General features: G+C 66.4%; 19 protein-coding genes and 3 pseudogenes. 14 read left to right on the top strand and 8 right to left on the bottom strand.

The annotated features are described in order from the left end of the window. Positions 1 to 104 precede the first annotated feature (104 nt). Together ACLJQF_RS47375 and ACLJQF_RS47370 are read right to left on the bottom strand one after the other, a co-directional pair. Positions 105 to 1295: an ATP-dependent nuclease gene (locus ACLJQF_RS47375; protein WP_410617138.1), complete on the bottom strand. Its 1191-nt coding sequence runs from the start codon at positions 1293 to 1295 to the stop codon at positions 105 to 107. Positions 1296 to 1475: 180 nt separating this feature from the next. Next, positions 1476 to 2012 (bottom strand): annotated as a pseudogene (locus tag ACLJQF_RS47370) (3-hydroxyacyl-CoA dehydrogenase family protein); the annotation flags it as partial. 353 nt (positions 2013 to 2365) lie between these two features. On the opposite strand from ACLJQF_RS47370, the pseudogene ACLJQF_RS47365 reads away from it, so the two are divergent. Further along, positions 2366 to 2545: pseudogene (locus tag ACLJQF_RS47365) on the top strand (transposase domain-containing protein); the annotation flags it as partial. A 124-nt stretch (positions 2546 to 2669) separates the two neighbouring features. Beyond that, positions 2670 to 3674 carry an IS4 family transposase gene (locus tag ACLJQF_RS47360; protein ID WP_410617137.1) on the top strand — a complete coding sequence of 335 codons (1005 nt, stop codon included), beginning with the start codon at positions 2670 to 2672 and terminating at the stop codon, positions 3672 to 3674. A 159-nt stretch (positions 3675 to 3833) separates the two neighbouring features. On the opposite strand, the gene ACLJQF_RS47355 is transcribed toward ACLJQF_RS47360, so the two are convergent. Together ACLJQF_RS47355 and ACLJQF_RS47350 are read right to left on the bottom strand one after the other, a co-directional pair. Beyond that, positions 3834 to 4445, bottom strand: a complete 612-nt coding sequence (locus ACLJQF_RS47355; RefSeq protein ID WP_410617136.1) for an Abi family protein — start codon at positions 4443 to 4445, stop codon at positions 3834 to 3836. Positions 4446 to 4850: 405 nt separating this feature from the next. Further along, positions 4851 to 5957, bottom strand: coding sequence for an integrase core domain-containing protein (locus ACLJQF_RS47350; RefSeq protein WP_410617135.1), 1107 nt, complete (start codon positions 5955 to 5957; stop codon positions 4851 to 4853). A gap of 66 nt (positions 5958 to 6023) precedes the next feature. On the opposite strand from ACLJQF_RS47350, the pseudogene ACLJQF_RS47345 reads away from it, so the two are divergent. The 7 genes and pseudogenes from ACLJQF_RS47345 to ACLJQF_RS47315 form a co-directional block, all read left to right on the top strand. Further along, a pseudogene (locus ACLJQF_RS47345) lies at positions 6024 to 6176 on the top strand (transposase); the annotation flags it as partial. Positions 6177 to 6288: 112 nt separating this feature from the next. After that, positions 6289 to 6735 carry a CU044_2847 family protein gene (locus ACLJQF_RS47340; RefSeq protein ID WP_410617134.1) on the top strand — a complete coding sequence of 149 codons (447 nt, stop codon included), beginning with the start codon at positions 6289 to 6291 and terminating at the stop codon, positions 6733 to 6735. A gap of 218 nt (positions 6736 to 6953) precedes the next feature. After that, complete coding sequence (locus tag ACLJQF_RS47335; protein WP_410617132.1) at positions 6954 to 7277, top strand: transposase; 324 nt, start codon at positions 6954 to 6956, stop codon at positions 7275 to 7277. After that, on the top strand, positions 7274 to 8152 hold the full coding sequence (locus tag ACLJQF_RS47330) for an IS3 family transposase (protein WP_410617131.1): 879 nt from the start codon (positions 7274 to 7276) through the stop codon (positions 8150 to 8152). Before ACLJQF_RS47335 ends, ACLJQF_RS47330 begins: the two co-directional genes overlap by 4 nt. Before the next feature lie 60 nt (positions 8153 to 8212). Beyond that, complete coding sequence (locus tag ACLJQF_RS47325; protein ID WP_410617129.1) at positions 8213 to 12583, top strand: ATP-binding protein; 4371 nt, start codon at positions 8213 to 8215, stop codon at positions 12581 to 12583. Positions 12584 to 12724: 141 nt separating this feature from the next. Next, positions 12725 to 13231 (top strand): hypothetical protein, encoded by a 507-nt coding sequence (locus ACLJQF_RS47320; RefSeq protein WP_410617128.1) that lies wholly within the window; start codon positions 12725 to 12727, stop codon positions 13229 to 13231. Continuing rightward, a complete protein-coding gene (locus ACLJQF_RS47315) occupies positions 13228 to 14097 on the top strand; it encodes an alpha/beta fold hydrolase (protein ID WP_410617127.1) in 870 nt (289 codons plus the stop codon). Before ACLJQF_RS47320 ends, ACLJQF_RS47315 begins: the two co-directional genes overlap by 4 nt. Before the next feature lie 153 nt (positions 14098 to 14250). Here ACLJQF_RS47315 and ACLJQF_RS47310 read toward each other — a convergent pair whose 3' ends face one another. After that, complete coding sequence (locus tag ACLJQF_RS47310; RefSeq protein WP_410617126.1) at positions 14251 to 15780, bottom strand: FUSC family protein; 1530 nt, start codon at positions 15778 to 15780, stop codon at positions 14251 to 14253. A gap of 615 nt (positions 15781 to 16395) precedes the next feature. Here ACLJQF_RS47310 and ACLJQF_RS47305 point away from each other — a divergent pair. Next, positions 16396 to 16551 (top strand): hypothetical protein, encoded by a 156-nt coding sequence (locus ACLJQF_RS47305; protein ID WP_410617125.1) that lies wholly within the window; start codon positions 16396 to 16398, stop codon positions 16549 to 16551. Positions 16552 to 16583: 32 nt separating this feature from the next. On the opposite strand, the gene ACLJQF_RS47300 is transcribed toward ACLJQF_RS47305, so the two are convergent. From ACLJQF_RS47300 to ACLJQF_RS47290, 3 genes are all read right to left on the bottom strand, one after another. Continuing rightward, positions 16584 to 17045 (bottom strand): TRADD-N-associated membrane domain-containing protein, encoded by a 462-nt coding sequence (locus tag ACLJQF_RS47300; RefSeq protein WP_410617124.1) that lies wholly within the window; start codon positions 17043 to 17045, stop codon positions 16584 to 16586. 62 nt (positions 17046 to 17107) lie between these two features. Beyond that, the gene (locus ACLJQF_RS47295; protein ID WP_410617122.1) at positions 17108 to 18022 is read right to left on the bottom strand and encodes a tetratricopeptide repeat protein; all 915 of its coding nucleotides are present in this window, start codon (positions 18020 to 18022) and stop codon (positions 17108 to 17110) included. After that, positions 18019 to 18411, bottom strand: a complete 393-nt coding sequence (locus ACLJQF_RS47290; protein ID WP_410617121.1) for an RIP homotypic interaction motif-containing protein — start codon at positions 18409 to 18411, stop codon at positions 18019 to 18021. Before ACLJQF_RS47290 ends, ACLJQF_RS47295 begins: the two co-directional genes overlap by 4 nt. A 404-nt stretch (positions 18412 to 18815) precedes the next feature. On the opposite strand from ACLJQF_RS47290, the gene ACLJQF_RS47285 reads away from it, so the two are divergent. The 4 genes from ACLJQF_RS47285 to ACLJQF_RS47270 are packed head-to-tail and all read left to right on the top strand — an operon-like array spanning position 18816 to position 24928. After that, on the top strand, positions 18816 to 19673 hold the full coding sequence (locus ACLJQF_RS47285; protein ID WP_410617120.1) for a hypothetical protein: 858 nt from the start codon (positions 18816 to 18818) through the stop codon (positions 19671 to 19673). Beyond that, positions 19670 to 21658, top strand: coding sequence for a caspase family protein (locus ACLJQF_RS47280; RefSeq protein ID WP_410617118.1), 1989 nt, complete (start codon positions 19670 to 19672; stop codon positions 21656 to 21658). The genes ACLJQF_RS47285 and ACLJQF_RS47280 overlap by 4 nt, the downstream gene beginning before the upstream one ends. Continuing rightward, complete coding sequence (locus ACLJQF_RS47275; RefSeq protein WP_410617116.1) at positions 21589 to 22632, top strand: AAA family ATPase; 1044 nt, start codon at positions 21589 to 21591, stop codon at positions 22630 to 22632. The genes ACLJQF_RS47280 and ACLJQF_RS47275 overlap by 70 nt, the downstream gene beginning before the upstream one ends. Before the next feature lie 4 nt (positions 22633 to 22636). Next, positions 22637 to 24928 (top strand): sigma-70 family RNA polymerase sigma factor, encoded by a 2292-nt coding sequence (locus ACLJQF_RS47270; protein WP_410617115.1) that lies wholly within the window; start codon positions 22637 to 22639, stop codon positions 24926 to 24928. Positions 24929 to 24965: the final 37 nt, after the last annotated feature.

Genomic DNA, 24965 nt, shown 5'->3' with positions numbered 1-24965 from the left:
ACCACCGCAAACGCCGCCAACGCACCCTGGGCAAGCTCACCCCGGTCGAGTTTGAGACCATCTACACGACCGCAGCTGCGGCCTGAAAACAGTCAGCTCCGGTGTCAACCAAACTCTGGGCAGACCCGGATCATGAACAGGGAGTGCGTGCTGTACACGACCTGGTGGTGTGGCGCGAGCCGTTCCTCGATGTAGCGCAGCAGGTCGGCCTGAGCCTTGGCGTGCAGGTTCAGCCCTGGCTCGTCGAGCAGGATGATCCGCCGTCGGCCGGTGCCGCTGGTGTACTCGGAGAAGGCCGCGAGGAACGAGAAGAACCAGATGAAGCCTTTCGACCGGCCCTCCATCCCCAAGGTCACGCGGTGCTTCGCGTTCTTGATGCGGATGTGCAGCCACGGATCGGGAAGCGGAACCGACGGGTTCTGCGGGTTGGGCTTGGACCGGAACTCGATGTCGAGCTCGACCGAGAGGCTCGGGTTTTGGGTCCAGTAGTCGAAGAGCTGGTCGGTGAGCTCGTTGGCCGCCGCCTCCAGCGCGGCCTTGCGGCTCTCGTAGGAGTCCGCGGTGAACTCCGCAGACTCGACGCCGGCCAGCTTCAGCAGGGACAGCGCCGTGCGCTCCTGCGGTCCCAACTCTGCCTCGTCGATGGTCTGCAGCCGAGTAATTGACACCTCCCCCGGCAGCACGCTGTACTCGTCGAAGTACTGGAAGTCGGGAATTCTGGACCGCAGAACCTTTCGGATGTCAGCCCCGAGGTCGCGCTCGGCAAGGTCATTGGCTAGTTGGACAGCAGCTTCCGCTTCGCTGTCCGCGCGAAGTGCCGCGATCAATTGCTCGACGGTCGTGGCGTCGGCGTAACGGCTGACGTCAAGGCCCGCCTTGGTGACCAGGTGGCGCGCGGCGCCAAGCGGGTTCGAGATGGCCGATTCCCAGTAGAACCACTTGGCGTCGTACTTGCGGCCGACGGTGACAACGTCGGCGCGAAGCGCGTCGGCACCAAAGTCCTGGGTAACCGCATCGATGTCCGCCTGCTCGAGTTGGAAGGTCACGGTCACCGGCTTCGCCGAGGTGATCGCGGCCTTGTCCCGGGAACGGTAACGACGCGGGTAGTCCCGCAGTTCGTTGAAGTTGGTCGGGTGCCCGCTGGAGAGCGGGTCCACGCGGTACAACGCCTCGAGCACGGCGGTCTTGCCGGACTCGTTCTTCCCAACGAGGGCGGTGACATCACCGTTCAGGGTGAATTCACCCGAATCGGTGACGCTCTTGAATTTTGTAATGTGGGCGGACAGCAGACGCATCGACGTTCTCTTTCTGCAACGGCTTCTAAGGAGGGCTGCCCCGACCAGCGGTACACAGGCTACGCCGTTCGCGCCGTAATCGCTAAGCCATTTCGTCGCTGCCTCACACCCGCAAACGGCGTCCCGGCCGACGAGAGGGGCCAGTTTGCCCTCACCCGGCCCGGCCACATGGCAGCCGGTCTACTCCCAGGCGTAGAAGCCGCGGCCGGTCTTGCGACCCAGCTCGCCCGCGGCCACCTTGCTGCGCAGCAGCTGCAGCAACGCGAACCGCTTCCCGAGCGTGTGGTGCAGGTACTCGGCGAAGACCAGCCACACGTCCAAGCCGACGAGGTCGGTGGAGCGCAACAGACCCACCGAGTGCCGGTAACCCAGCTCGATCGCATTGTCGATCGCCTCCGCGCCGGCGACTCCCTCTTCCAGCATCCGGATCGCCTCCACCCCCCAGCAGGATGCCGAGGCGGCCGGCAGCGAAGCCCGGCAAGTCGCGGACGGCGACTCGGCCTTGCTGAGGTCCCGGACGCGGCCCATCACCTCTTCGGCGATCTCGCGGCGTACATCACCTCGACCAGCTTCGAAGCCGGCACGGGGTTGAAGAAGTGCATACCGAGGAACCGGCCGAGCAACCGCAAAGCGCGCCCAGCTCGGCGACCGACAGCGACTCGTGTAACTGGCCAGCACCCCATGGTCGCCGATCACTGCGAAAGACCGTGCGAGAACTGTTCACCTGCCCAACCGATCACTCACCGCCGCCAAGCAAGCAGCGTCACCCGACGTGACGGCAAGAGCCGTCCAGCTCGCCGGCGTGCGGCAACAAGCGCTGGTATCGGCATACGGGCCTAGTTCCAAAGCCGTTCAGTTAGCGGGTTGGTTTGCTGGTCAAGGATGTTGTCGGCGTGTTGGTGCCGGAAATAGGCGCGGAGCTCCGGTAGGAGAGGTCGTCCTCCAAGACAGCCTCTTCACCAGGAGCTCCGCTGACCACGAATTCTGTCATCACCCGTGTCGTCACTGTCGCAGGCGGGTGCTTCGCCCCCGGCCATCTCGGCGAGCTGACCCAGATCGTGCCCTTCGAAATGGTCGACGCCGCACTGGCCGAGACTCGCGGGATGCAGCAACGACTACGAATACTGCCCTCGCGAGTCGTGGTGTATCTCCTGCTCGCAGCCGGGTTGTTCACCGAGGTCGGCCTGTCACAAGTCTGGACACGGCTGTGCGCAGGCCTGGACAAACTCACCGTGGCCACACCGAGCCCGAGCGCGTTGGCCGCCGCGCGGGTCCGGGTGGGTCCGGGGCCGCTGCGGGCGTTGTTCGACCTGCTGCGCGGCGCAGAGACCGGCTGCGTGCAGGTCGGCACCGCCCGCGCAGGCCGCCCCGGGGGTGTTCTGGCGGGGCAGGCTGGTCACCGCGGTCGACGGCACCATCCTGTGCTGCCCGGACACCCCGGCAAACCTCACCCGGTTCAGCAAAGGCGGCAGCGGCAGCGGCAACGGCGGCACCGGGTATCCGATGGTCCGGGTCCTGGCGCTCATCGCCTGCGGCACCCGCACGATCATCGACGCGGTGTTCGGCACCGACCGCACCGGCGAGATCGGTTACGCCCACCAGCTGCTGCGCTCCACCCGGACCGGGATCATCGTGCTGGCCGACCGGAACTTCGCCGCCGCAGCCTGGATCACCGCACTGACCGCGACCGGCGCCGACCTGCTCGTGCGGGTCAAGAACCACCGCCGGCTCCCGGTCTGCCGGGCCCTGCCCGACGGGTCGTTCGTCTCCCGCATCGGCCGGGTCGAGGTCCGGGTGATCACCGCCCAGGTCACCATCACCACCAGCGTCAGCGCCCGGACCGAGACCTACCGGCTGGTCACCACCGTGCTCGACGCGGCCGTGCCTGCGGTCGAGATCGTCGAGCTCTACCACCAACGATGGGAGATCGAGACCGCGTTCGCCGAGCTCAAAGCCACCAGCATGGGCGGGCGGGTCCTGCGCTCACGCACCCCGGCCGGGGTCACGCAGGAGATCTACGCCCTCCTGATCACGTATCAGGCGCTGCGGATCGCGATCAGCGACACCACCCTCAACCACGCCGATATCGATCCCGACCGCGGCAGCTTCACCGTCGCCCGCCACGCCGCCCGCGACCAGCTCATCGCCGCCGCAGGCGTCATCGCCGACACCGTGATCGACCTGGTCGGGACCATCGGCCATCACATCCTGGACCAGCTGCTGCCCGCCCGACGAGTACGGACCAACCCGCGAGTCGTCAAACGCGCAATCTCCAAATACGTCACCAGCAGCGCCAAAAACCGCCACCGCGGCCCCAGCCACCCCGCCACGATCACCATCGAAATACAAGCAACCTTGACAACCCAACCACCGGCCTAACTGAACGGCTTTGGGCCTAGTTCCGCTGGAGGGGCGGGTAGCTTGCCCCTTCGGTCAAGCGTCGTGGCGCCCCTCTGAGTAACCCACCGTGATCAGCACAGAGAGGCGATTGGATCTTGCGCTATTGAGCACCCCTCTTGCACCTGACTGGGGGACGACTCAGGGGTAAGGCCTGACAATAGGGCAAGTCTGAAGGACCGGAGGGATGCGGCAACGTTTGGTTACCCACGAGTGGAGGTCGGGGTCGATATAGGTCAGCAGCTGGTAGGCGTCGTGCATGCGGTCGCGCAACTCCTTGTTCCAGATCGGCTCATGGTGTGCGATCCGGTTACGGAAGTCGTGAAGACGCGAGACCGGCCCCGCGACGGTCGAAAGCCGCTTATCCGGGGCATACGGGAACCCGCGGGCAAGGCTCGGCCACAGCGACGTCTGGTACTGGTTGGCGAGCAGGAACCGCCAGAAGCCGAATGACAGCTCGGTGATGGTCTGTCCATCACTAGGCGTCTTGTGTTTGTTCTCCACGCGTCGGCGTGCTTTCTTGATGTCTTCACGCGCCTGCCGGTCCAAGATGTAGTGATGATCATCGAGCCAGGAGCCGGTGCGCTTCTTTCGCTGGTGCTCGTGTTCGAGTCGCGTCGCCATAGTGTTACGCAACGCGACCTCAAGGTGACTCATAGTTTCCCAGAAGCTGGCACTGGCCAGCGAGTTCCAGGCGTACAGGTCGAGAGCGGCGTCGGGATCATACCGGCAGGCCGCGAGGTAGACCGCCATCCGCGGGCTGCCGAGTATGGCCAGGACGGAGCCGCCCGGTTGATTTGCCATCATCGTCTCGGGTACACTCCTCGCTGAAGACTGCGAGACGGTCCCTGGTAGTCCCGCTCGGGACAGGCCACACCGACGTAGTTATGTAATCGTGTCCTTCGGGAAGGCGCCGTCCATCGGGCGGCGCTTTTCTTTGCTCGCGAGCAAGCTGAACGTGGCTCGCGGGCTGGGGCGGCATCCCGGAGCCCCACCATGGCCAAGACAAGGTCTGTCATGAGTTGAAAGTCGCGTGACGATCGCCTGTTGCTACGGCTTATGGTCGGTAACTACGTGACCGGAACCAATCTGAGTACCAGGCGACAGGCTGGACCCGGTGGGCCGGGCCCGCCGCTGTTACCCTGTGGGTTCCAAAAGTCAGTCACCGGCCCTGACCAGTAGCTTTACGCGGCCCGTTCGTACTCGCTGATCAGGCCTCCGAGGAGTCGCTGTCGCTTGATCTGCTGAGAGCCGAGGTTCGCCACGGGATAGGTCGGGCCGGGGTGGGCGAAGCTCGCGGGACCGGTGCGGCCGTCGACCGTTGTAGTGCCGGAGGTACTCGGCGAGCGCGGCGCGCAGATGCCGCTCGCTCACGATCAACATGCGATCGGTGAGCTCGGTCCTGACTGTGAGCACGAACCGCTCGGCGTAGCAGTTCGCCCGCGGGCAGCGCGGAGGGATCTTTACCGTCTCGACGCCGACGTCGGCCAGGACAGTGTCGAACGAGGCCGCGAACTGACCAGCCCGATCGCGGACAAGAAACCTGAACTCGCCGACTCGACCGCCGAGATCCATCACCAGGTTGCGGATCTGCTGCGTAGTCCACCCGCCGTCCGGATTCGTGGTCGTGCCCAGGATGTGGACGTAGCGGCTGCCGACCTCCAGCACGAAGAACACGTAGATCCGCTTCAGGGTGAACGCGCAGTCAACGTGGAAGAAGTCGCACGCCAGCACCGTCGCCGCCTGCGTGCGCAAGAACTGCCGCCAGGTCGTGCCGTTCTGCCGGTCCGGCGCGGGTGGTATCCGCGCACGCTTCAGGATCCGCCGGATCGTCGAGGAACCGACCCGGTGACCAAGCTTGACCAGCTCACCCTGAATCCTCTTGCACCCCCAGTGGTGATTCTCCCTGGCCATCCGTTCGATCAACCCGGTGAGCGCCTCGTCGACGGGCGGACGGCCGGCTCGGTATGGGTGGGTCCACTTCCCGGCGACCAGGCGCCGGTGCCAGCGCAGGATCGTGCCCGGGGTGACCAGCCGGTGTGCCCGCAGCCCGGTGGGCAGCAGCCGAACCAGCGCGGCGAGAACAGCCCGGTCAGCCCAGTTCGGGCGAGGTTTCGGGTTGCCTCGGCGCAGCACGGCCACCTCGTGGCGTAACACGAGCAGCTCGACGTCCTCCGACGCCGACGAGCGCCCAAGCAACACCAGCAGGCTCACCAGCCGGAGGAAGATCAGGCAGAGCAACGCAGCGCCATGGCTGGCGATCATGCTCTGCCCTTGAACGCGCCCACCACCGCAGGTCAGATCCGCGAACCGACTTCTGGAACCCCACAGGGCAACGTCCGCTGGCCGGTGGAACGCACCTTCGCCTGGCTCAAGAACTTCCGCCGCTTGCGCATCCGCACCGAACGACGAGCCGACGTCCACCAAGCCATCCTCAGCCTGGCCTTCTCCCTGATCTGCCTCCGCAAACTCATTCTGAACTGACCCTTAGCCTGATCGCAGCGGTTAGGGCTGTGTCCGATCTAGTAACACTTGCGAAGATCGTGACGACTTCTTTAGTCGAACCAGAGAGAACGAGGGGGTTCCTGTGGTCGACATGTCCGATCCGGAGAACTACCGCGCAACCCTGGCACGTGCGTCTCACGACTCGGACGACCTGCAGACGGACGAGACATCAACCCCACGCAGGAGGTCCGACGAGTCGATCATCTCGGACAACCCCGGGGCGTTGGAATTCGTCCGTATCGAGGTGCGACCCGATCCATCCCGCTTGGGGGACATTGGGGCCCGGGATGTTGTCGAGCGTTTCACTGCTCGGGTCGACGAACTGGGGACGTCAATCGCGGCCGTCGCGACCAGACTACGCGCTTCACTCGAGAGCAAGCTGGCCGAAGAGCGCACAGACCGGTGGCGCATGTCGCAGGTCGTTGTGGAATTCGGCCTAAGCCTGGAGGCGCAGACGGGTGTTGTCGTCTGCCAGGGAAAGACGGCAGCAGCGTTCAAGGTCGCGGTCACCTGGACCGAGCGGCAACCCGATGGATGATGCAGCTTCGAGCATGACGTTGGGCGCGATCGGCCAGGTCCTAGTCGACGGCAGTCGACGAGGCACGGCATTCGCGGTAAGTCCGGATCTCATGCTGACCTGCTGGCACTGTGTTAACGATCTGGACGACCCCCCACACGCCTCCGCCGGCGCGATCCAGGTGGGCGTGACCCGTTTTGACGGACATCTGAGATCAGGGGGCGTGAGCCTCCGGAAGGATGTCCCTCATCATGGACACCATGGGCAAGAAGAAGCCTCGACCTCGACGTTCGTTCACGCGGGAGTTCAAAGCTGAGATCGTCGAGCTGTGCCAGCGCGGCGACCGCTCGGTAGGGCAGATCGCGAAGGACTTCGACCTGACCGAGACCGCCGTCCGACAGTGGGTCACCCAGGCCGAACTGGACGCGGGAACCCGAACCGACGGTCTGACCAGCGACGAACGGGACGAGCTGGCCCGGTTGCGGCGGGAGAACCGCCGCTTGTCCGAGGACGTGGAGATCCTCAAACGAGCGACAGCTTTCTTCGCGAAGGAGATCCGGTGAACGTGTACCCGTTCATCGAGGCGGAGAACGCTGCCGAGGGCGGCAACGTCAAGCGTGCGTGCACCCTGTTAAAGGTCTCCCGAGCCGCCTACTACGCCCACCGCACCGCCGAACCGTCTGCCCGAGCAAGGCAGGACGCGGAACTGACCGAGGAGATCGTCGCGATCCACGACGAATCGAACGGCACCTACGGAACCCCTCGGCTGCACGCCGCACTGCGCCACCGCGGACACCGGCATTCCCGCAAGCGTGTCGCCCGGCTCCTGCGCGCCGCCGGCCGCGCCGGACGGGCCCCGAAGCGGTGGCGCACCACCACCGTCCCCGATCCCGCTGCGAGTACTCCAGCGGACCTGATCAAGCGGGATTTCTCCTGCAGCACAACCGATATCAACACCCGCTGGTGCGGCGACATCACCTACATCCACACCTGGGAGGGCTGGCTGTACCTGGCCACCGTGATCGACCTCGGCTCCCGCCGCGTCGTCGGCTGGGCCACCGCCGATCACCTGCGTACCGACCTCATCGCTGAGGCGCTGAACAACGCCGTCGTCCAGCGCCGACCGGATCCCGGGGTGATCTTCCACTCCGATCGTGGCTGCCAATATACGTCTGCCCAATTTGGTGCTCTCGCCGACAACCTCAGCGTGCGTTTGTCGGTGGGACGTAAAGGACAGTGCTGGGATAATGCCGTCGCCGAATCGTTTTTCGCTACCATCAAAGCGGAACTGATCGACAGGCGCGGTTGGCCGACCCGGGTTGCCGCGCGCAAGGCGATCTTCGGCTACATCGAAGGTTGGTACAACACCCGCCGGCTGCACTCGAGCCTCGGCTACCTCAGCCCCAACACCTACGAAGCCACCCACCGGGTAGCCTGACCACCTCAACGGCCCTGTCCGTCAAAACGGGTCAACCCCAAGGTTCGGTTCGCTCCTGGAGTGTCGGTTCGAGCGAAGCTGCTCCAGCCGGCCGAAGACGTCGACCTCGCGCTGCTAGGCATCCTGGATCACGCCCCGCTTCCGCCGAACCTGCCACCACTCGTTCTCGGGCGCAACGTGGACGCTGGCCGCGGCGTCGCGGTCGAGGTGATCGGCTGGCCATTCGACAATCCATCGATGGTCGCCCCCCAGACACTCATCGGACGAGTGGATCAGGCTTCGGCCAGCATCGGGCACGAAGCCAGCGTCCTCCGGCTGGAGTCGAAGCAGGTCGCCGCAGGACTACGCCCGCGAGGGTTCAGCGGATCGCCCGTCCTCGTCCGTACGCCCGCTGGCCCCGTCGTCGTCGGGGTCCTCCGATGGATACAAGAGGACGACGATACGGAGCGGGCAGTCGGCGGCGTCGTCTACGCCACTCGTGCCTCCGACATCACCGCACGATGGCAACACCTTCGGCCGTCACAACCAGAGGCCGACCTGGCAGGCGACCTCACAGCTCCATCTCATCGTACGATCAAGGACTTTCTCGAAGTGCAGTTGCACGGGCCCGGAGGCGAGCTGCCGTTCGGCGGGCGGTCCGCGGAACTCGACCGACTCACCCGCTGGCTCGAAGACCCCGACGGCTCGCCCTATCTCCTAATCTCCGGCCCGGCGGGCATCGGCAAAAGTACCGTCCTCACTCGATGGATGCTGAGCATCGTGAGGCGCCGCGCCACCAACATCGTCTTCGTGCCCGTCAGCATCCGCTTCGAACTAACCGACGAGCGCAACGTGCTGTTAGCGCTCAATCACCGACTCGCTCAAGTCTACGGCGAGGTCACCGACAGCATGGCCTCCACGACCGACGCCCGCCAGAGCGCCCGGGCGCTACTTGAACGATCAGCGCCGCCTGGGCGCACGGTTGTCGTCGTACTCGACGCCCTCGACGAAGCTGGCGGGTGGACGCCCCGGCCCCGGTTCCTCCCAACCAACCCAGGTCGGGGCGTCCGCATCGTGCTCTCGGCACGCTTTACCCACGACCTGCCGACAGGCGCCGATTGGGCCACACAGCTAGGCCTCAGCGAAGACGCCGTCACCAGCCTGACACGGCTTACGTCCTCGACGATGGCAGATCTGATCACACAGATCCGTCCCAGCGAGCCAGCGGACATACTGTTGTCCGCCGCCGACCAGCTATGGACCCTCACCGCTGGTGATCCCGTGACCGTCAGCCTGCACCTTCAGGATCTGCAGGAACAGCCCGATCAAAGGCTCGAGGACTGGGCGGCGACACTCCACACATCCCCACCGGGCCTCGACGGGTATTTCGACCAGTGGTGGTCCGGGCAAATCCGCCTGTGGGAGGCCACCGGCCGTGCTGACGACGCGGAGCGCGTCCTACGGCTCCTGGTCTGTGCGGAAGGGCCTTTGTCACGGTCGGAACTGCGCCTGCTCACCGGCCGCGTTCATGAACGTTTCGACGGGGTCCGACTGGACAAGGCAATCGAGGCCATTCGCCGTTTCGTCCTGCCTAGTACTGCCGGCGACACGATCATCATCGCCCATCCAGCGATCACCGAGATGCTGCGTGGCCGCCTATCGCGCACCGGCGCCATCGACGAATACCGGCAAGTCTTCGTCGACTGGTGCGTCGAAGTCCTGGCCAGCCTGCGAGCAGATACGCTCAATCCGGCTGCCGTTCCGGGCTACATGCTCCGCCACCTTGCCGAGCATCTCGCGGCCACCGACGAGCCACACTCGGCCGCACTCGACGTTGCGGCGCAGTACTGGCGGCGGGTCCAAAGCACGATATCCGTTGACCTCGAAGGGTTTCGCCGTGACGTCGACTTAATCGCAGCCCAGGCGCGCCGCGCCGACGAACGGCGGCGCAACCGTGGCGACCCCCCACGGTACGTCCCGGAGCGGGTCATTTGCGCTGCGGAGCGTGCCGCCGAGGAGCGATCGTTGAACAACCTGATGAGCTGTGAGCTTGCCGCCGAGTTCGTCCGCTACGGACTATGGAAGCCGACTCGCGCACTCCACTACGCCGCGAAGCACACCGATGACAAGTCTTCGACCCGGGCGTACGGCGTCGCAGCGCTCACACCCAGAGTCCCGGCCACGGATCTGCCACTTCTAGAACCACTCGTCGACGCGGCAGTCGAGACGATCTACCCAGAGGAGAAGGCGATCGTCGTCGCGGCGTGGGCAAATCACCTCCTCGATCTCGGGTACGTTGTCGAAGCCGTCAACGCCGCCACCAAACTCCCCCACACCGAGAAATACCGGGGGTTCGTAGCAGTATGGGTGTTGGCCGAACTCATACCGCAGCTGCCCGACGACCGCGCCGGAGCAGCCCTCGGCACCGCCTTCGCCGAGCTCAAACGCTCGGGTATGACGTGCTGCTATGCAGTCGCCAAGCTGACACGCGCGGTCTCCCTCGAGACGGCGGAACGCCTCTGGCCGATCGCCGAGGCGGCGGCGCCGACGCTGCCCACACGGCCCACGTCCAGCTCCTATACAAGGACTGGTCTTAAGGACGATCACGACCCTCTTGGAATCCTGCTTGGCGTGCTCGGAGCAAGTAGTACCGACGCCCCGTTCTACTCGTGCCACCACGCGGACGACCGTCCTCTCCTCGCCGAGCGACCGTTCGTCGCGGTGGCGCCCTGGCTCAACGAGGAGCTGTGCGCATCGATCCTCCTGTCCGCGCTGCATTACGGCGACGGCTTGGGCGTCGCCCCTGGCGTCAACTTCGACGGGCTGTTGGCTGCAGTGACCCCACAGACGGCGCCCTCCGCTCTCGACGCAGTCCGCAACCGGATGACTGGTGCCAAGCGGATCTGTGCTCTCGGTCAGCTGCTACCGCTCCTTGACGGCGAGCTACGCCGATCCACCGCCGAACAGTTCTTCGGCGCACCAAGCAACGACATGGACAGCCTCGTAAGAGATTTCAACCTCGTGCTCCCAGTCGTCCCGGCCGTAGTGGCGGCTGGTGAGGGCGATCGATTGTTCGAGCTCGTGCAACAGGCGGAGAATCCCGCCTGGCTCGGCCGCCAGCTGGTTCCCTACCTTTCCCAGCAGCAGACCGAAGCCGCGCTCCGGCAGGGGACCTCGAACGAGTGGTATCGAAGGTCCCTCATCGCACGACGAGCATCCTTTGGCCGGCGCGAGGCCGCCGAAATTCTCAACCACGTCTACTCGGACCCGGCGGACGCGGTGACTGAATACGGCCTTGCGCAACTGCGGGAGCACCTACCCCAGCCCAGCAACGAAGATGCCGGCAAGGAGCTGGCTATCCCGGCCTGGTGGAGGGATACCTACTTGGCGAACTACCCAGATGGCGGAGCGACGCGGCTGCCGATCTGGACCGCAGTCCTCGACAAGGACGAAGTGACGGCGTGTCTCGCGGCTACAACAGATCTCAACGGCAATGACCTGGCCGACGCGGTTGTCACTATTGCAGCGTCGATCACCGGCAACCATGTCGGTCCCCTAGTGGCGTCCGCCAGGTCACGGACCGATCCGTGGGAGGCTCTCATCCTGCTCTGCGCGGGCACCCACCTGTCTGCGGGCGATAGCCGTGAAATTGTGATAGCCGAGATTTCTTCCGCAATCGACGCGGTGCGAGCCCAAACCCGGACGACCCGCGCGCCATGCTGGGCCCCGAATGACAGTCCCTGGCTGGTCCGCGGGTTCAGTCCGTGGACCCCCATCGTCGCCCGATTAGTCGCCCCCTGGGCACGCCCGCGCGTGGCAGGGCAGCTCTTCGAGGGGGGATATGTCGACGGGATCCCCTCGCGAGAATCCGGCAGCACGATGCCCGGCGACCTCGACGACTGGGCGCGCCAGATGCTCGCTCTCACACCCTTCCTAGACCCTAAGCAGCTCGCAGCCTTCGACACCATGCAGAAGCGGAGCCCGCAGGACGGACCCAGAGTCAATAGCGGCACGCTGCGAGCATGGGTAGTCACCGGAATCGCCGTGGGCTGGGCCGCATGCGGCGAGTTCAGCCAGTGCTGGAGTACCTTGCGGAGAATCGATGGGACGGATCCTGCCGCCCTTCGCAACGACGCCCTAATCGAGATTCTCTCGATACTTCCCACGGAACTTCTCCCGGAGTGGATTGCCGAGGTCCACCGGCTGTTCGGCCAGACTTACGAGCGCGCACGCCTTTGGAAGTACGCAGTGCCACACCTGAGCCGCTTGTCCGAGGAGCAGGCCTGGGCCGTCCTCGACCACTGGCTCCATGAGCACCGCACGATCGGCCGCGTCGGCGTCTTAGCCGACTCACTGTTCTACCGACACATCATTGAGCGGCTCACCAGCACGGACGAATGTCTTCGGTTGCTGACGCTCATCAAGGAACGCGAAAGCCCAGGGCGCCGATGACTACCCGGTGAATGGACACCAGCCATGAGGGGATCACCGACTCTGACGGCCTCCTGGCGGTGCCTTCCGCACCGGACCATCTTGAACGCTGGCTTGCGGTGCGTGAGTCGGTGCCTGGCAGGAGGCCCGGCCGTCGGGAGTGTGGCAGATCTCGACAGGGCGATCGAGGCCAGCCAGGCGGCCCTGACCACCACGGTGCGGTACGACTGCGAAGCCAGCACCACCCCAGGCCCGGTCCGCGCGATACAGAGCACGACGCACCCAGTAGCTCCAATGCTGGCCGCCGTCAACGACGATAACGACTCGCGGAGGACGCAAGGTCGCACTTACCGAGGTGTACGACAGGATTTCGGTCGACGCCACTGCACGATTGAACCATGCGGCACCTGGTTCGAGCCGCCGCTCGATCGGTGCGTCGCACTCTTTAAGTTGGACCACCGGATCGAAGTGCATCACGGGTCGCTATGCATGTTCGTCATTGCCGAATCGGGAACTCCCGCGATGTCGGCGCGCACGAACATCTCGTCCTCGCTCGTACGTAGTCTCTCAGTGCGTAACGGACTGCAGGTCCGCGGCCGTCCGTGCTGCGAACTGGACCGGATCGATGCGTTGCTCCGCGACACGGCGGCACTGACAATGCAGGCATGACCTACATTGCACTGCCGGACGGCCGGACGTTGCACATCGAGATCACCGGGCCGCCTTCGGGGCTACCCGTGATCTTCCACCACGGCACACCCGGATCCGTACGCCGGTTCACCGGTTTCCAGCACACGGTGCACGAGCATGGCCTCCGCTTGGTGCGGTATTCGCGCGCCGGTTACGGTCAGTCCAGTAGATTGCCCGACCGCACGATCGCCGATGTCGCGTCGGATATCTCCGCAATCCTCGATCACCTCGGCGCACCACGTTGCCTCGTCGCTGGCCGATCCGGAGGTGGCCCACATTGCCTGGCCACCGCCGCACTGTTGCCCGAGCGAGTGGCTGGCGCACTCGTGATTGCCGGGCTCGCCCCGTGTGGCGTGGCCGGTCTGGACTTTCTCGACGGAATGGGTGAACTGAACATTGAGCTGTTCGGCCGAGCCTTATGCGGTGAGCCCGAACTTCGCCCGGCACTGGAATCCCAAGCCCGCGGCCTTGGCGCTAACGACAGTGCGGCGATCATGCAGGAATGGCGCACTCTGCTCCCGGACGTTGACCGCGCAGTCCTAACCGGCGAGTACGCCGCGGACCTGGCCGCTAACTACGCCGAAGGTCTGCACCCAGGCGTCGATGGCTGGGTGGACGACGACCTGGCCTTCGTAAGCTCGTGGGGATTTTCCGTGACCGACATAGCCGTCCCCACCTTCATCTGGCACGGCACCGAAGACCTATTCGTTCCCTTCCGACACGGCGAATGGCTGGCCCGTCACATCCCGGGTGCCACAGCCCACCTTCTCGACGGCGAAGGCCACCTGTCTCTCGCCATCGGCGCTCTCGACATGATGCTGACCGAACTGGCCGAGGCCTGGTAACTCCTCCGCCCTGTTCCGGACGGCATGAACAGCCATGCGACGGTGTCCACCTCCTTCTGGGCCGCCCGGACCGCTCGGCAAGTCACGGCTGCCGACGGCACGAACCGGAGTACGACGTCGTGCACCGGCTCGGAGAGGAGAACCTCTACGTCCTTACCGCCACCACGGACGGTGGCGCTGGGCCGCCACCACGCCGGCGGGCTCGACGAGTTCGGCGAGGCGGGCGGCGATGTGCTTGATGTGCTCGTGGACCCACAACGCGCAGGCGAGGTCGCGCACCGAGGCGCCCGGCTGCTCGAGGAGCTCCGGAAACGCGGGCGGGGCCAGCATCGGCACGTCGCCGTGGTCGGTGCGGTCGAGGCGGGACGCCAGGTGGTCGTACCAGGCGGCGAGCTGGCCCGCCTGCTCGCCGAGGAGCCGGCGGAACGGGTCGGGTTCGACGTGGGGGTTCGGGAGCCCGGCCAGCGAGTGCGCGGTAAGCCGGGCGCGGACGGTGCCGGTGACCAGCCGCCACAGGAGAGGCTTGGGGACGTGCTTGGCGCCCTGCTCGCCGAGGAACCCGCGCAGCGCGTCGTCGAGCCGGGCCCCGGCGGCGGTTGCCGCGGCCGGGGCTGGCGGGTCGTGGCGGAGGCCGAGCGCCCAGTGCGCCGCCGTCGCGAGATACGCGCCGCCGGTGCGGAACGCGTCGGCGAGGTCGTCGGCGACGACGGCCCGGGCGCCGCGGGGCCAGAACAGCGCGCCCGCCAGGCACACCGCGCAGCCGATCGCGACGTCTTCGATCCGCACGACCCCGATCCGCCACCCGGCCGGGGCGAGCAGGTTTAACAGCACGACCACCGTCACGGTGAAGGCGGCCTGGCCGACCGTGAACGGCAGGGCGCCCGGCGCGTAGGAGGCGACCAGCACTGCGAGCGGGAGGGCGATCCACAGCGCCGGCGTGCTGGTGCCGATGACCAGCAGCAGCAACGCGCCGACGACGACGCCCAGCACGGTGCCGGCCAGCGCGCGCAACGCGGTCGACCCGGTCGCCGCCGCGTTGCCGCGCAACACGGACAACGTCCCCAGTACCACCCAAAAGCCGTGCTCGACGCCGCTCGCGCGGCGACCACGACCGCGGCGCTCAGGGCCACCGCGCCGCGAAGGCTGTTGACGAACCACACCGACCGCAGGCTCGTCTGGGGTGACGCGACCCGGGTGAGCGACGTCAGGGAGAGGCTGCCGGGAAAGCGTTTTGCCGGCTTCCGGGCGTCGCGGCGCGGGCTTCGACCGCCGCTGCGTGGGCGGCGAAAGCGGCGGTCCGGGCGTGGAAGGACAGGTGCACGGCGTCGACGTATCCGGGATCGCCGGAGCCCATGCCGCGCAGCCACGCCACGCTCGCCTGGATCTTGCGGTCCAGCTCGTCGGTGTCGAAGCGCCGGCCCGGTCGACCGGCAGACCGGCGATCGCTCGCAGGCACGCGATGGTCTCGGCGAGGAGTTCCCGTTCGACCTCGGGTGCCCGGCTCAGGTCCGGGTATTCGCCGAGGGTGTCGGCGATGACCGAACAGCACCATTCGAGCAGTCCCACCAGGCTGTCGAGGACCTGGTCTTCGGCGGCCAGCCCGGTGGGGCGGTACGGCGTCGCGGTGAACTCGTCGATCAGTCGGTGCTTGGCCTCGACGGCCGCCTCTTTGGCCGCCTGCACGTCCGGGTCCCCGTGCAAGGCCGCGTCCAGGTAGCCGGCGAGGGTGCCGGCCGACCGGGACGCTGTGTCCCGCAGGGCGGTGGCGGGAGATCAGGGCGACAGCAGCAGGACGGCCGCGGTGCCCACGACCGACGCCAGCCACCAGCCGGCGAGGCGGTCGGGCACCATGCCCATCGTGCCGGGCGAGGCCGCCGGGAGGACGTAGGCGAGCAGCGCAGCGGGAGCGCCGGTCGCCGCGTTCGGACCCGCGACCCCGCGCGATCAGCAACTCGGCCGGTGCGGCGAGGTAGTGGGCGCCGTAGTCGGTGAAGGCGAAGTGCTCGGTCCCGGCGAGCCGGTCGCACCAGGACCCGGACCGCGACCAGCCCCTCCACGTCCTCGGCGGCCTCGAACATCTGCTGCGCGGTGGATCACCACCCTGCTTAGGGCGAGGTTGCCGGCGTCACGGCGGGCGACCGCGGAATTCAGCAGCTCCCGCGCGAGCTCCACCTCGGATGCGCCCCGTTCGGCCATGCTCGTAATGATGGCCTCGGAGTGCCGGAGCGCGTCCGCGAACCTTTCGAGTTTCAGCTCCGCCAGGAAGGCGATGTTGTGCAGCACCTCGCAGATGTGCCAGTGCGCGCGGTCCTTGCCGACCCGGCGAAGCAGCCGTTCCGCTTCCTCGAAGCGACCGGCGTTGACGAGAGCCTGGGCGCGCTGGCTCCGCAGCATGAGCAGGTCGCCCGGCGACCCACCAGCGCGGCGGCCGAGCTCCGGGAGCCGGTCGGCTAGCGGCAGGGCCTCGTGCGCCCGGCCGGCGAGCATCACCGCTCGGACGGCGACGGCGTCTGCGTGGCGGCCTGCTGGACCATCGATTGCACCAGGCTGGCCACCACCTCGGTCCTGGCCTCCTCAGGAAGGCTGGTGCTCACGCTGTTGGCAAGCAGATAGCGCTGGGTTTTCTCCAGGCGCACATGGAAAGCGTCGAGCTGGGCGGAGGTCCGGCCGAACAACCAGAAGTTCAAGCCCGAAATCACCTCGACGATCCCGCCGGCTAGTGCGCTGAGATAGGCAGCGTCCGAGCTGCGGTTGATCATTGCAAAAACGAGGGATGCTATGAAGAACATTAGGCCGGCTGCCGCGGACGTGATGGCGGCCAGGAAGCTCGACCGCGCTTGGCTGAGCACGCTTTGGTAGTAGCTGTTGCTCAGCGCCAGCTGCGACGCAGCGACTTCCTGGATGTTGCCAGGGTCGGCTTTCGCGACGTTCTCGATCGCTCCGCTCATGAACACATTGCGAATGGTGGGCGTGCCAGTCAATCCGTCAGGAAGCGCACTCGGCTCCGTCATCACTTGCCGTTCTCGCGCAATCGCCAGTATTTGAGGTTGGCAACGGCGCCCCGGGTGTCGGGATGGGCTTCGCCAAGCACTCTCGTGTAGTCGATGACGAGCTGCTCCAGTTCGCGGACCGCTTGGCTCACGTGGCCGGCGAGGCCGGCGCAGTGCGCCAGGTTGTTGCGCGTCGCCAGGGTGTCGGGGTGATCGGCGCCGAGCACCTGCCGCCGGTCCCGGAGCACGGCTCGCAGGGTCGCGACGGCATCGGCCACGCCGCCGTTCTGGCCCAGCAAGTTCGCCAGATTGTTGCGCACCGTCATGGCAACTGGATGGCGGATGCCGAACGTGCGAGCGTAAGCCGAGAGGACTTCCTCGTAGGCGGTGATCGCGCGTCGCCGATCGCCGGTTTCGCCCACCCAGTGTGCCAGCGCCGCCCGCGTTCCGAGTGTGTCAGGGTGGTTTTCGCCGAGCACCCGCTTCTGGTCCCGCGAGAGTTCTGTCAGGTCCAGGACAGCCCCGCGCGGATTACCGGCCAAGCCACGCCACACGGCGAGATTATGCCTGACGAAGAAGGTGTCGGGATGGTCCGGCCCGAAGATCCGGGCGCACTCGAGAGCCAAGTTGTCGAAGTCCACTACGGCTCCGGACAGATCTCCGGCTTGGCCTCGGCAGTGAGCCAGCAGGTTCATCGTGGCCAGCGCGTCCTTGTCCTCCGGACCGAGCCGGTTGACCTGCCGGTCGACGACCGCCTCCAGGGTCTCTACCGCGTCGTGTGCCGCGCCACGCTGTGCACGGGAGAACGCTGACTGCGCCCGCAGCTTCAGGGTGTCCGGGTGATCCGCGCCGGCCTTCTCGGCTGACTGCAACATCGAATCCTCCAACTGGACAGGCTGGCGAAGCGGATCCGGCCAGCCCAGGGCCCTCGTCATCGGTGCCAGTCCTCGCCGATGGAGAAGGTGTTCATTTGCATGTTGTGGTCGCCGATCTGGACACCTTTCGAATCGTGGACAACGACGTTGTACTTGCCCGGGCCAGCGTCTGAGTCGGAAAGGTTGCCGAGGAGATCTCTTGCTCGCCGGTACAGCTCATCGTCGACCTGGACGCGTTCGGCGCGAAGCACCTGATGAATCAGGATGTCTGCTTTGTCGGGATCAGCCTCGATCTCGTCGAAGAGCTGCCGATACTCGTTCGGCAGGCGTTTCTGCAGTGCCGAGCGAAGGCTGCGGTAGGCATCCACGACCGCAGCTGTTGCGGTGTCCGCCGCTTCGGCGGCGGCGCCGCCGGCCAGGGCCGCAGCGATGATCGCGGACGGATCCATCGTCAACCTCGTCTTTCCAGCGCCAGCCTCGGCCGCCGATTAGTCGCGCAGCGAAACGCATGCGTTACAAGATCATCGCAGTCGTCGAACGAGTTCCGGAATGTTGACCAGGAGGTCGAACACCCAGCTCGTTCGAGGAGCATTTCCGGCTTCCAAAGCACCAGGCCCGCGCGCGATCGACGATGGCGGGGCGGCGTCGGGCACGGCTGTGCTTCGGCGAGGACGGCCGCAGCCATCGGCGGTTCAGGCGGGTGAACTGAGCATCCGCTCAGATCGGTACCCGACAGTCCACTAGCCCGAACGGGGCACGACGAGCCGAGCCGGGCTTGATTCCGGCCGCTGCGCGTTATGTTCGGTCGCGGTCCGTCGATATCAGTGTGTCGGTGTGATGAGGCGGTGATGTGGTGACCCGGGTAGTCCTGGTGCACGGAGTCGGTCAACAGTACGTCGGCGAGTCGATGCTTGCCTCGGTCGATGTTCCCGCGCTCTTGGACGGCATGGCACGAGCCGGGTACTCGGACATTGCGGCCAGGGATGTCGCCTGTGCCTTCTACGGCGATCTGTTTCGTCCGGTCGAGCGGATGCTCGGTGACTACTCTCCGGCTTTTGACGAGGGCGATCTCGACGAGGGTTTCGAGACCGACATTCTGGTTCGATGGTGGCACGAGGCTGCCCGGACCGATCCCGAGGTGCCGCCGCCCGATGAAAGGACGCTGGCGAGAACTCCGAAGACCGTGCAAGCAGCGCTCAACGCTTTGAGTGGCTCGGCCTTCTTCCGAGGATTGACAGACCGGGCTCTGATCGGTGACTTAAAGCAGATGAACCGGTACTTTCGCGAACCAGCGCTCCGGCAAGCCGCTGTGGCGCGGGTGCACCGTGAGATCGACGAAAACACTCGTGTACTCGTCGGACACTCGATGGGGTCGGTTGTTGCCTACGAGGCGTTGTGCGCGAACCCCGGCTGGCCCCTGCAGGCTTTCGTTACGTTGGGCTCGCCGCTGGGCATCCGGAACCTGATCTACGACAAGCTCTTGCCGACTCCCGGCCTGTGGCCGGGACCGGTTCGTTCGTGGGTGAACATTGTGGATGCCGGCGACGTCGTGGCGCTGGTCAAGGACCTGCGTCCGTTGTTTGGACCCGCGGTTAGCAACGTGCTGGTGCACAACGGTGCCAGGGCACACGACATGACGCGTTACCTCACCTCCGCTGCTGTGGGCCGGGCCATCGCCGACGGCCTCGGCGAGACGGTGGCGCCTGGATGAGCTCCGGCGCCGTCGACGAAGGCGGGAGGCGGTTTCTGATCGCCACCGGCACATCGCAGCACGTGCTCATGCCGGAGGAGAACCGGCTGGAACTCGACGCCGAAGTGGACCGGGTCACTCGCCTCTTCGCACGTTTTGGCTACACCATTGCCGAAGGGTTCCGGCCGAACATGACCGGCGAGCAGCTGAAACTCGCCATCCGCCGCTTCTTCGCCCAGTGCACTGAACAGGACATCGTCGTCTTCTACTACACCGGGCACGGCGAGGTCGACGGACAGGACTTCCTGCTGTTGCCCCACGACGCGAACCCTGCAGACGCGCACGAGCGTGGGATTCCAGCCCACGAGCTAGCGAGATGGCTGCTCGCTGGAACCAAGACCGGGAACCTTCTGGTCATCCTCGACACCTGCCACGCCGGCCACGGCGCGGAGCAGATGGCGGTGGACGCGATGCGGACGCTCGGATCGCGCCCGTGGAGCTCCCCACCGAGCGGCGTATGCCTGGTCACCGCCACCAGACCGAAAGAACGGGCGAAATCCTGCGCTTTCACCCAGGCCTTTGAACGCGCCGTGGACGACGTGGACCGGCCCGGCTACGGCCGCGAGTTCCTGGATATCGCCGACATCGTCGGCAAGATCACCGGCACCAGGCTGACCCCGCAGTGGCAACACGCGGGGTTCCACGTCATCGGCGGCGAACAGCCCGGACCGTTCCTGCCCGCTCAGTCCGGTGACGTCTTGCGCCGACTCGTCCGGCAGGAAGTGGTCGCACTCTTCAAGGACCCGTTCATCGGCGAGCGCGACCGGATCCTGCGCAAGGACGAGCGAAAGAGGCTCCACCAGCTACTCACAGCACTTCCTGCACCGGACACCGCAACGCTGAACAGCCTCTACTGCGAAGCCGTGGAGCTGGCAACCGGAACCCGCCCGGAGCCTGAGCCTGCGCGGTTCGGCGACTACCTCGACCTGTTCGACCAGCTCGAGGAGTTCCTGCTGGGCGCGCCGGGCACCCAGCACCCGGTGCTCGTCTGTTGTGAGCTCCTGCTCGGCCGTTTGGCCAGGTTCACCGATACCGCCGGGCTCGCGGACCTCACCGAGCGACTCTCGGCACGCATGGGTGTCCCCAGAATGACCTCGCACGACGCGACCGCGAAGGGACCGTTGTCCGTGATCGTCCGCTTGCTGCCTGCCCGGCAGGCTGAGCACTATCTGCTGACGGTCTGGTGCTACTACGGGCCGGACCAGGTGGACGTCCTGCACCAGAGCGCGGAGGCGGTCTCCACCGGGCGGGCCCGCGATGAACTGCGCACGGTGCTGGCCGGCGCGCTGGACGAACTCGCCTCGCACCAGTACGGCGGCGCCGTGGACGAGATCCTGGTGGAGTTCATTCTGCCCACCGAGTTGTACGGCGAAGCCGTCGAAGACTGGCCGGTTGGCGAGGAGGCGCATTGGGCCGACCGGCTCGGTTGGCTGCACCCGGTGGTGTTGCGAGATCTGCACAGGCTGCGGCATCCGCGGCTGCACCACCGGTGGCGTTCCGGCTGGCAGCAGCTCAGTGCGCACTCGGACCAGCACGGCTCGCTGCCCATCACCTGGGTCGACGGCCATCAACGACCCGACCTCGACGAGTTCGGGGCCCGGTTCTTCGGTGGGTCCCAAAGTGCCGCCGTGGCGTTCACTCAGCCGCCGACCGCCGCGCCCGGCCGGGATGTCCTGGGCATCGGCCTCCGCGCGGGCGTCGGAGTGATGATCTGGCGCCGCACCGGATGCCGATCCGGCGCACAGAGTTGCGACTGCCCCAAGTTTCAGCAGACCGTCGTGGACCGGATCGGTTCTGTGCCGATCGCCGACCTGCCCGTCGCGGTGCACACCCTGCGACTGACCGGCGGCGCCGAAGCGGACGGCGTGGTGCTGCTGTGGGACGACCCGGCGCGCTGGCCAGAGCCACCAATCCGATTCGCCGACCCGGCAAGGAGCACGCGGTGACAAGTTGGCCGATCTACCGGGGTACCGGTGAACCCCACGACGGGATCACGCGGTTGCCTCCACCGCCGCCTTGGCGAGCCTTTGCCGGCGGCCCAGCCCTGCGGCCGCCCGAGATCGCCGACGACGAGGAGCACCGCCGGCTGGGTGTCACCAGGGCGACCACCTACCGCGGTGATCCGGAGGAGGTCCAGTTGATCAACTCGGCGCTCCTGCTGCGGCGGCCACTGCTGGTGACCGGCAAACCAGGTACCGGAAAGTCCACGCTGGCCTACGCGATAGCACACGAACTCGGGCTCGGGCCGGTTCTGCGCTGGTCGATCACGAGCCGGAGCACGCTACTGCACGGCCTGTACCAGTACGACGCCATCCGACGGGTCGAGGACGCCTCTCTGTCCAGGACTGAGCCCGCCGACATCGGGAACTACCTGCGGCTAGGCCCCCTCGGAACGGCTGTGCTGCCGTACGAGAAGCCCCGGGTGTTGTTGATCGACGAGCTCGACAAGGGAGACATCGACCTCCCGAACGACCTGCTCATCCTTCTCGAGGAGGGCGAGTTCGAGATTCCTGAACTGTCCAGGCTGGCCGCTCGCACGGCTCGTGTGCAGACCATCGAACGAGATTGGGTGGACGTGCACGACGGCCTGGTCCGGTGCCGCGCTTTCCCCGTCATCGTGATCACCAGCAACGGTGAGCGCGAGTTCCCGCCGGCCTTTCTGCGCCGCTGTGTCAGGCTTGCCCTCGCCCCGCCGGGCGCGGACCGGCTGGCTCGGATCGTGGAGGCCCATCTCGGTTCCGACACCGCGGCGACCAGCGCCGACATCGTCGAACGATTCCTCAGCCGCGCCCAGCACGGCGACTTGGCCACCGATCAGCTGCTGAACGCGATCTACGTCAACCTCTATGCCGCCCAGGGCAACGACGTCGGTCGCAGCGAGCTGACCGACCTGATCCTGCAGCACCTGTCGGCAGGCTGAGGCCATGACGCTCGACCGGCTGCTCGTGACCCTCAGAGCCATCGGCCTCGAACCGATAGCCCTCGAAGTGGCCGAAACATTGTGGCTGGCTCAGCACATCGAGCCCGCGCCGGCCGCAGGCACCGAGACGCACCACGCCCCTCGCATGCGTAAAGGACCACAGCACGCCCCGCCCGAACGCGCCGGCCGCGAGGAAGCACCGAGGCAGCCGCCCAGCTCTTCGCTGCACGCGACGGGCGAACAGAGCACGCGCTCCCGAACGGTCAACGCCCTCCCGGCCCGGGTCCCGGCGGTCAAAGCGCTGCCCGACACCGGCCGGATCTCGCGGGAACTTCGGCCGTTGAACCGCCGGTCCCCGTCACGCCGGGATATCGAACTGGACGAACAGGCCACCGCCGAGCGCTCTGCGGAGTTCCGGAGCCGTCAGCCAGAAGCCCGCCGGTGGCAGCTGGTCCGCCGGCCGGTCCAGGACCGCTGGCTGGACTTGATGGTGATCGTGGACGTGCACCCGTCGATGATCCTTTGGAAGGCACAGGTCGAGGAACTCTGCACATTGCTGAAGCAACAAGGTGCCTTCGAGGACGTGCGGATCTGGTACCTGCACCATCGACCCGGCGGGGTCGGGCTCAGCCCGGTACCGACCGCCTCCCGCGGACTGCGTGCCCCGGCTGAACTCATCGACCCGACCGGGCACCGGCTGACCCTCTTCATCAGCGACATGGTCGCACGAGTCTGGGAAACCGGCGACATTATCGCCGTGGTCGAACAGTGCGCCCAGCACGGCCCGACCGCTTTGCTGCAGCCTCTGCCGGAACGGTTGTGGCCACGAACAGCGCTGAATCCGCGACACGGACGGATCCACTCCCTGCAGCCGGGAAGCTCCAACAAACAGTTCAAATTCGTGCCACGGACCCTCGAAGACGAACTTCCGAAAGGAACGATCCCCGTTCCAGTGCTGGAAATGACGGCCGCGTCGTTGGGGGCGTGGGCGCGCCTCGTCGTAGCGGGCAACAGCGACGGAGTCGACGCGACAGTCCTCGGAATCGGTGCGGAGCCGGTGCGCAGCCCCGAAGGGACCGTCGATCCGCGGGAACTCCTGGCCCGGTTCCGCGCTACAGCGTCTCCGCAGGCATTCCGGCTCCTGCGTCACCTGGCCGCCGCACCACTCAGCTTGCCAGTGATGCGCCTGGTCCAACGGGCCACCTCCGCCGAGCCAGACCCGTCCCACCTGGCCGAGGTGTACCTCAGCGGGCTGCTGGAACGCACGGGCGCGCAGAACCCCGACGCGGTCGCTTTCGAGTTCGCACCAGGCGTCCGCAACGTGCTGACCGGAACCCTTCGCCGGTCGGAAGCCCTGCGGGTACTGGACACGGTGTCCCGGGCGATCCCACCAAGAGTCGGCTCGGGACCCGAATTCACAGCTTACGCCCTCGCCGGGGAAGGCCGCGCTCGGGCGACCGCGGTGTCCATCGATTCGTTCGCGGTGATCGCGAACGACATCCTGAAGCGGATGGGGGTGCTCGAGCCGGGAGGCGTCCGGGCTCGGGAACCGTCACGAAGGGTTCATGATTCCGGGTTCGAGGCTTTCGTCCGCGCCAATGCCGACAGCCTGTACCAGTTCCTTTCACGCAGGCTTTCCTCTGCCGATGAGGCCGAAGATGCGTTTCAGGAAGTTTTCGTCCGCGCGATGACGATGCGGGACCGCAGGCCGGATGGCGAGCTGCCGTCGACGGCCTGGCTGATCGGCGTGGCACAGAATGTCTTGAAAGATCTCTACCGGCGCCGTTCTCGTGACGTTCCTCTCGGCGATTTGATGGAAGTCGACGACGACCACGAAGCGGGCCCTTGGGAACACCTTCCTCCGGTTCCCTCCAGCGATTACCTACTACTGGAGAGCAAACAACCGCTGTGGGCCACCTTGACGGCCGCCCTCGAAGGAATCCCGCCCGCCTACCGGCGCATAATGTCCGCCCACCAACGCCTCACCCTGGAGCGGCAACGACCGGTCACCGGAGCAGAGCTCGCCAGCGAGCTGGACGCACCCGTTTCCGTGGTCAGCAAGCAGCTGCGCCGCGGCCGTGTGATGGCGCTGAATGCGATCGAGGCGTTGGTGGTGGCTCGCACCAGCACCTGTCCGACTGCCCGAGAGCTGACCCACGTGCCCCGGTCGCAGAGCAGAGCAGAACGCGACCTCGTCCTCGACCCGGTCACCAGCGGCAAGATCAACAGCCATGCCCGCACTTGCCCCACATGTGAGCCGGTCGCCCGCGAGGCCCGCGACTACGCCTCCTGGTAGCGGCGGCGGCAGAGCGCTGTGGGTGCCGAAAACTGTG

It is taken from the genome of Amycolatopsis sp. lyj-109 (genome assembly GCF_046548995.1).
Lineage (GTDB): Bacteria > Actinomycetota > Actinomycetes > Mycobacteriales > Pseudonocardiaceae > Amycolatopsis.
The sequence above is the reverse complement of the archived record's forward strand: the minus strand, read 5'-3'. Positions and strand labels throughout refer to the sequence as shown.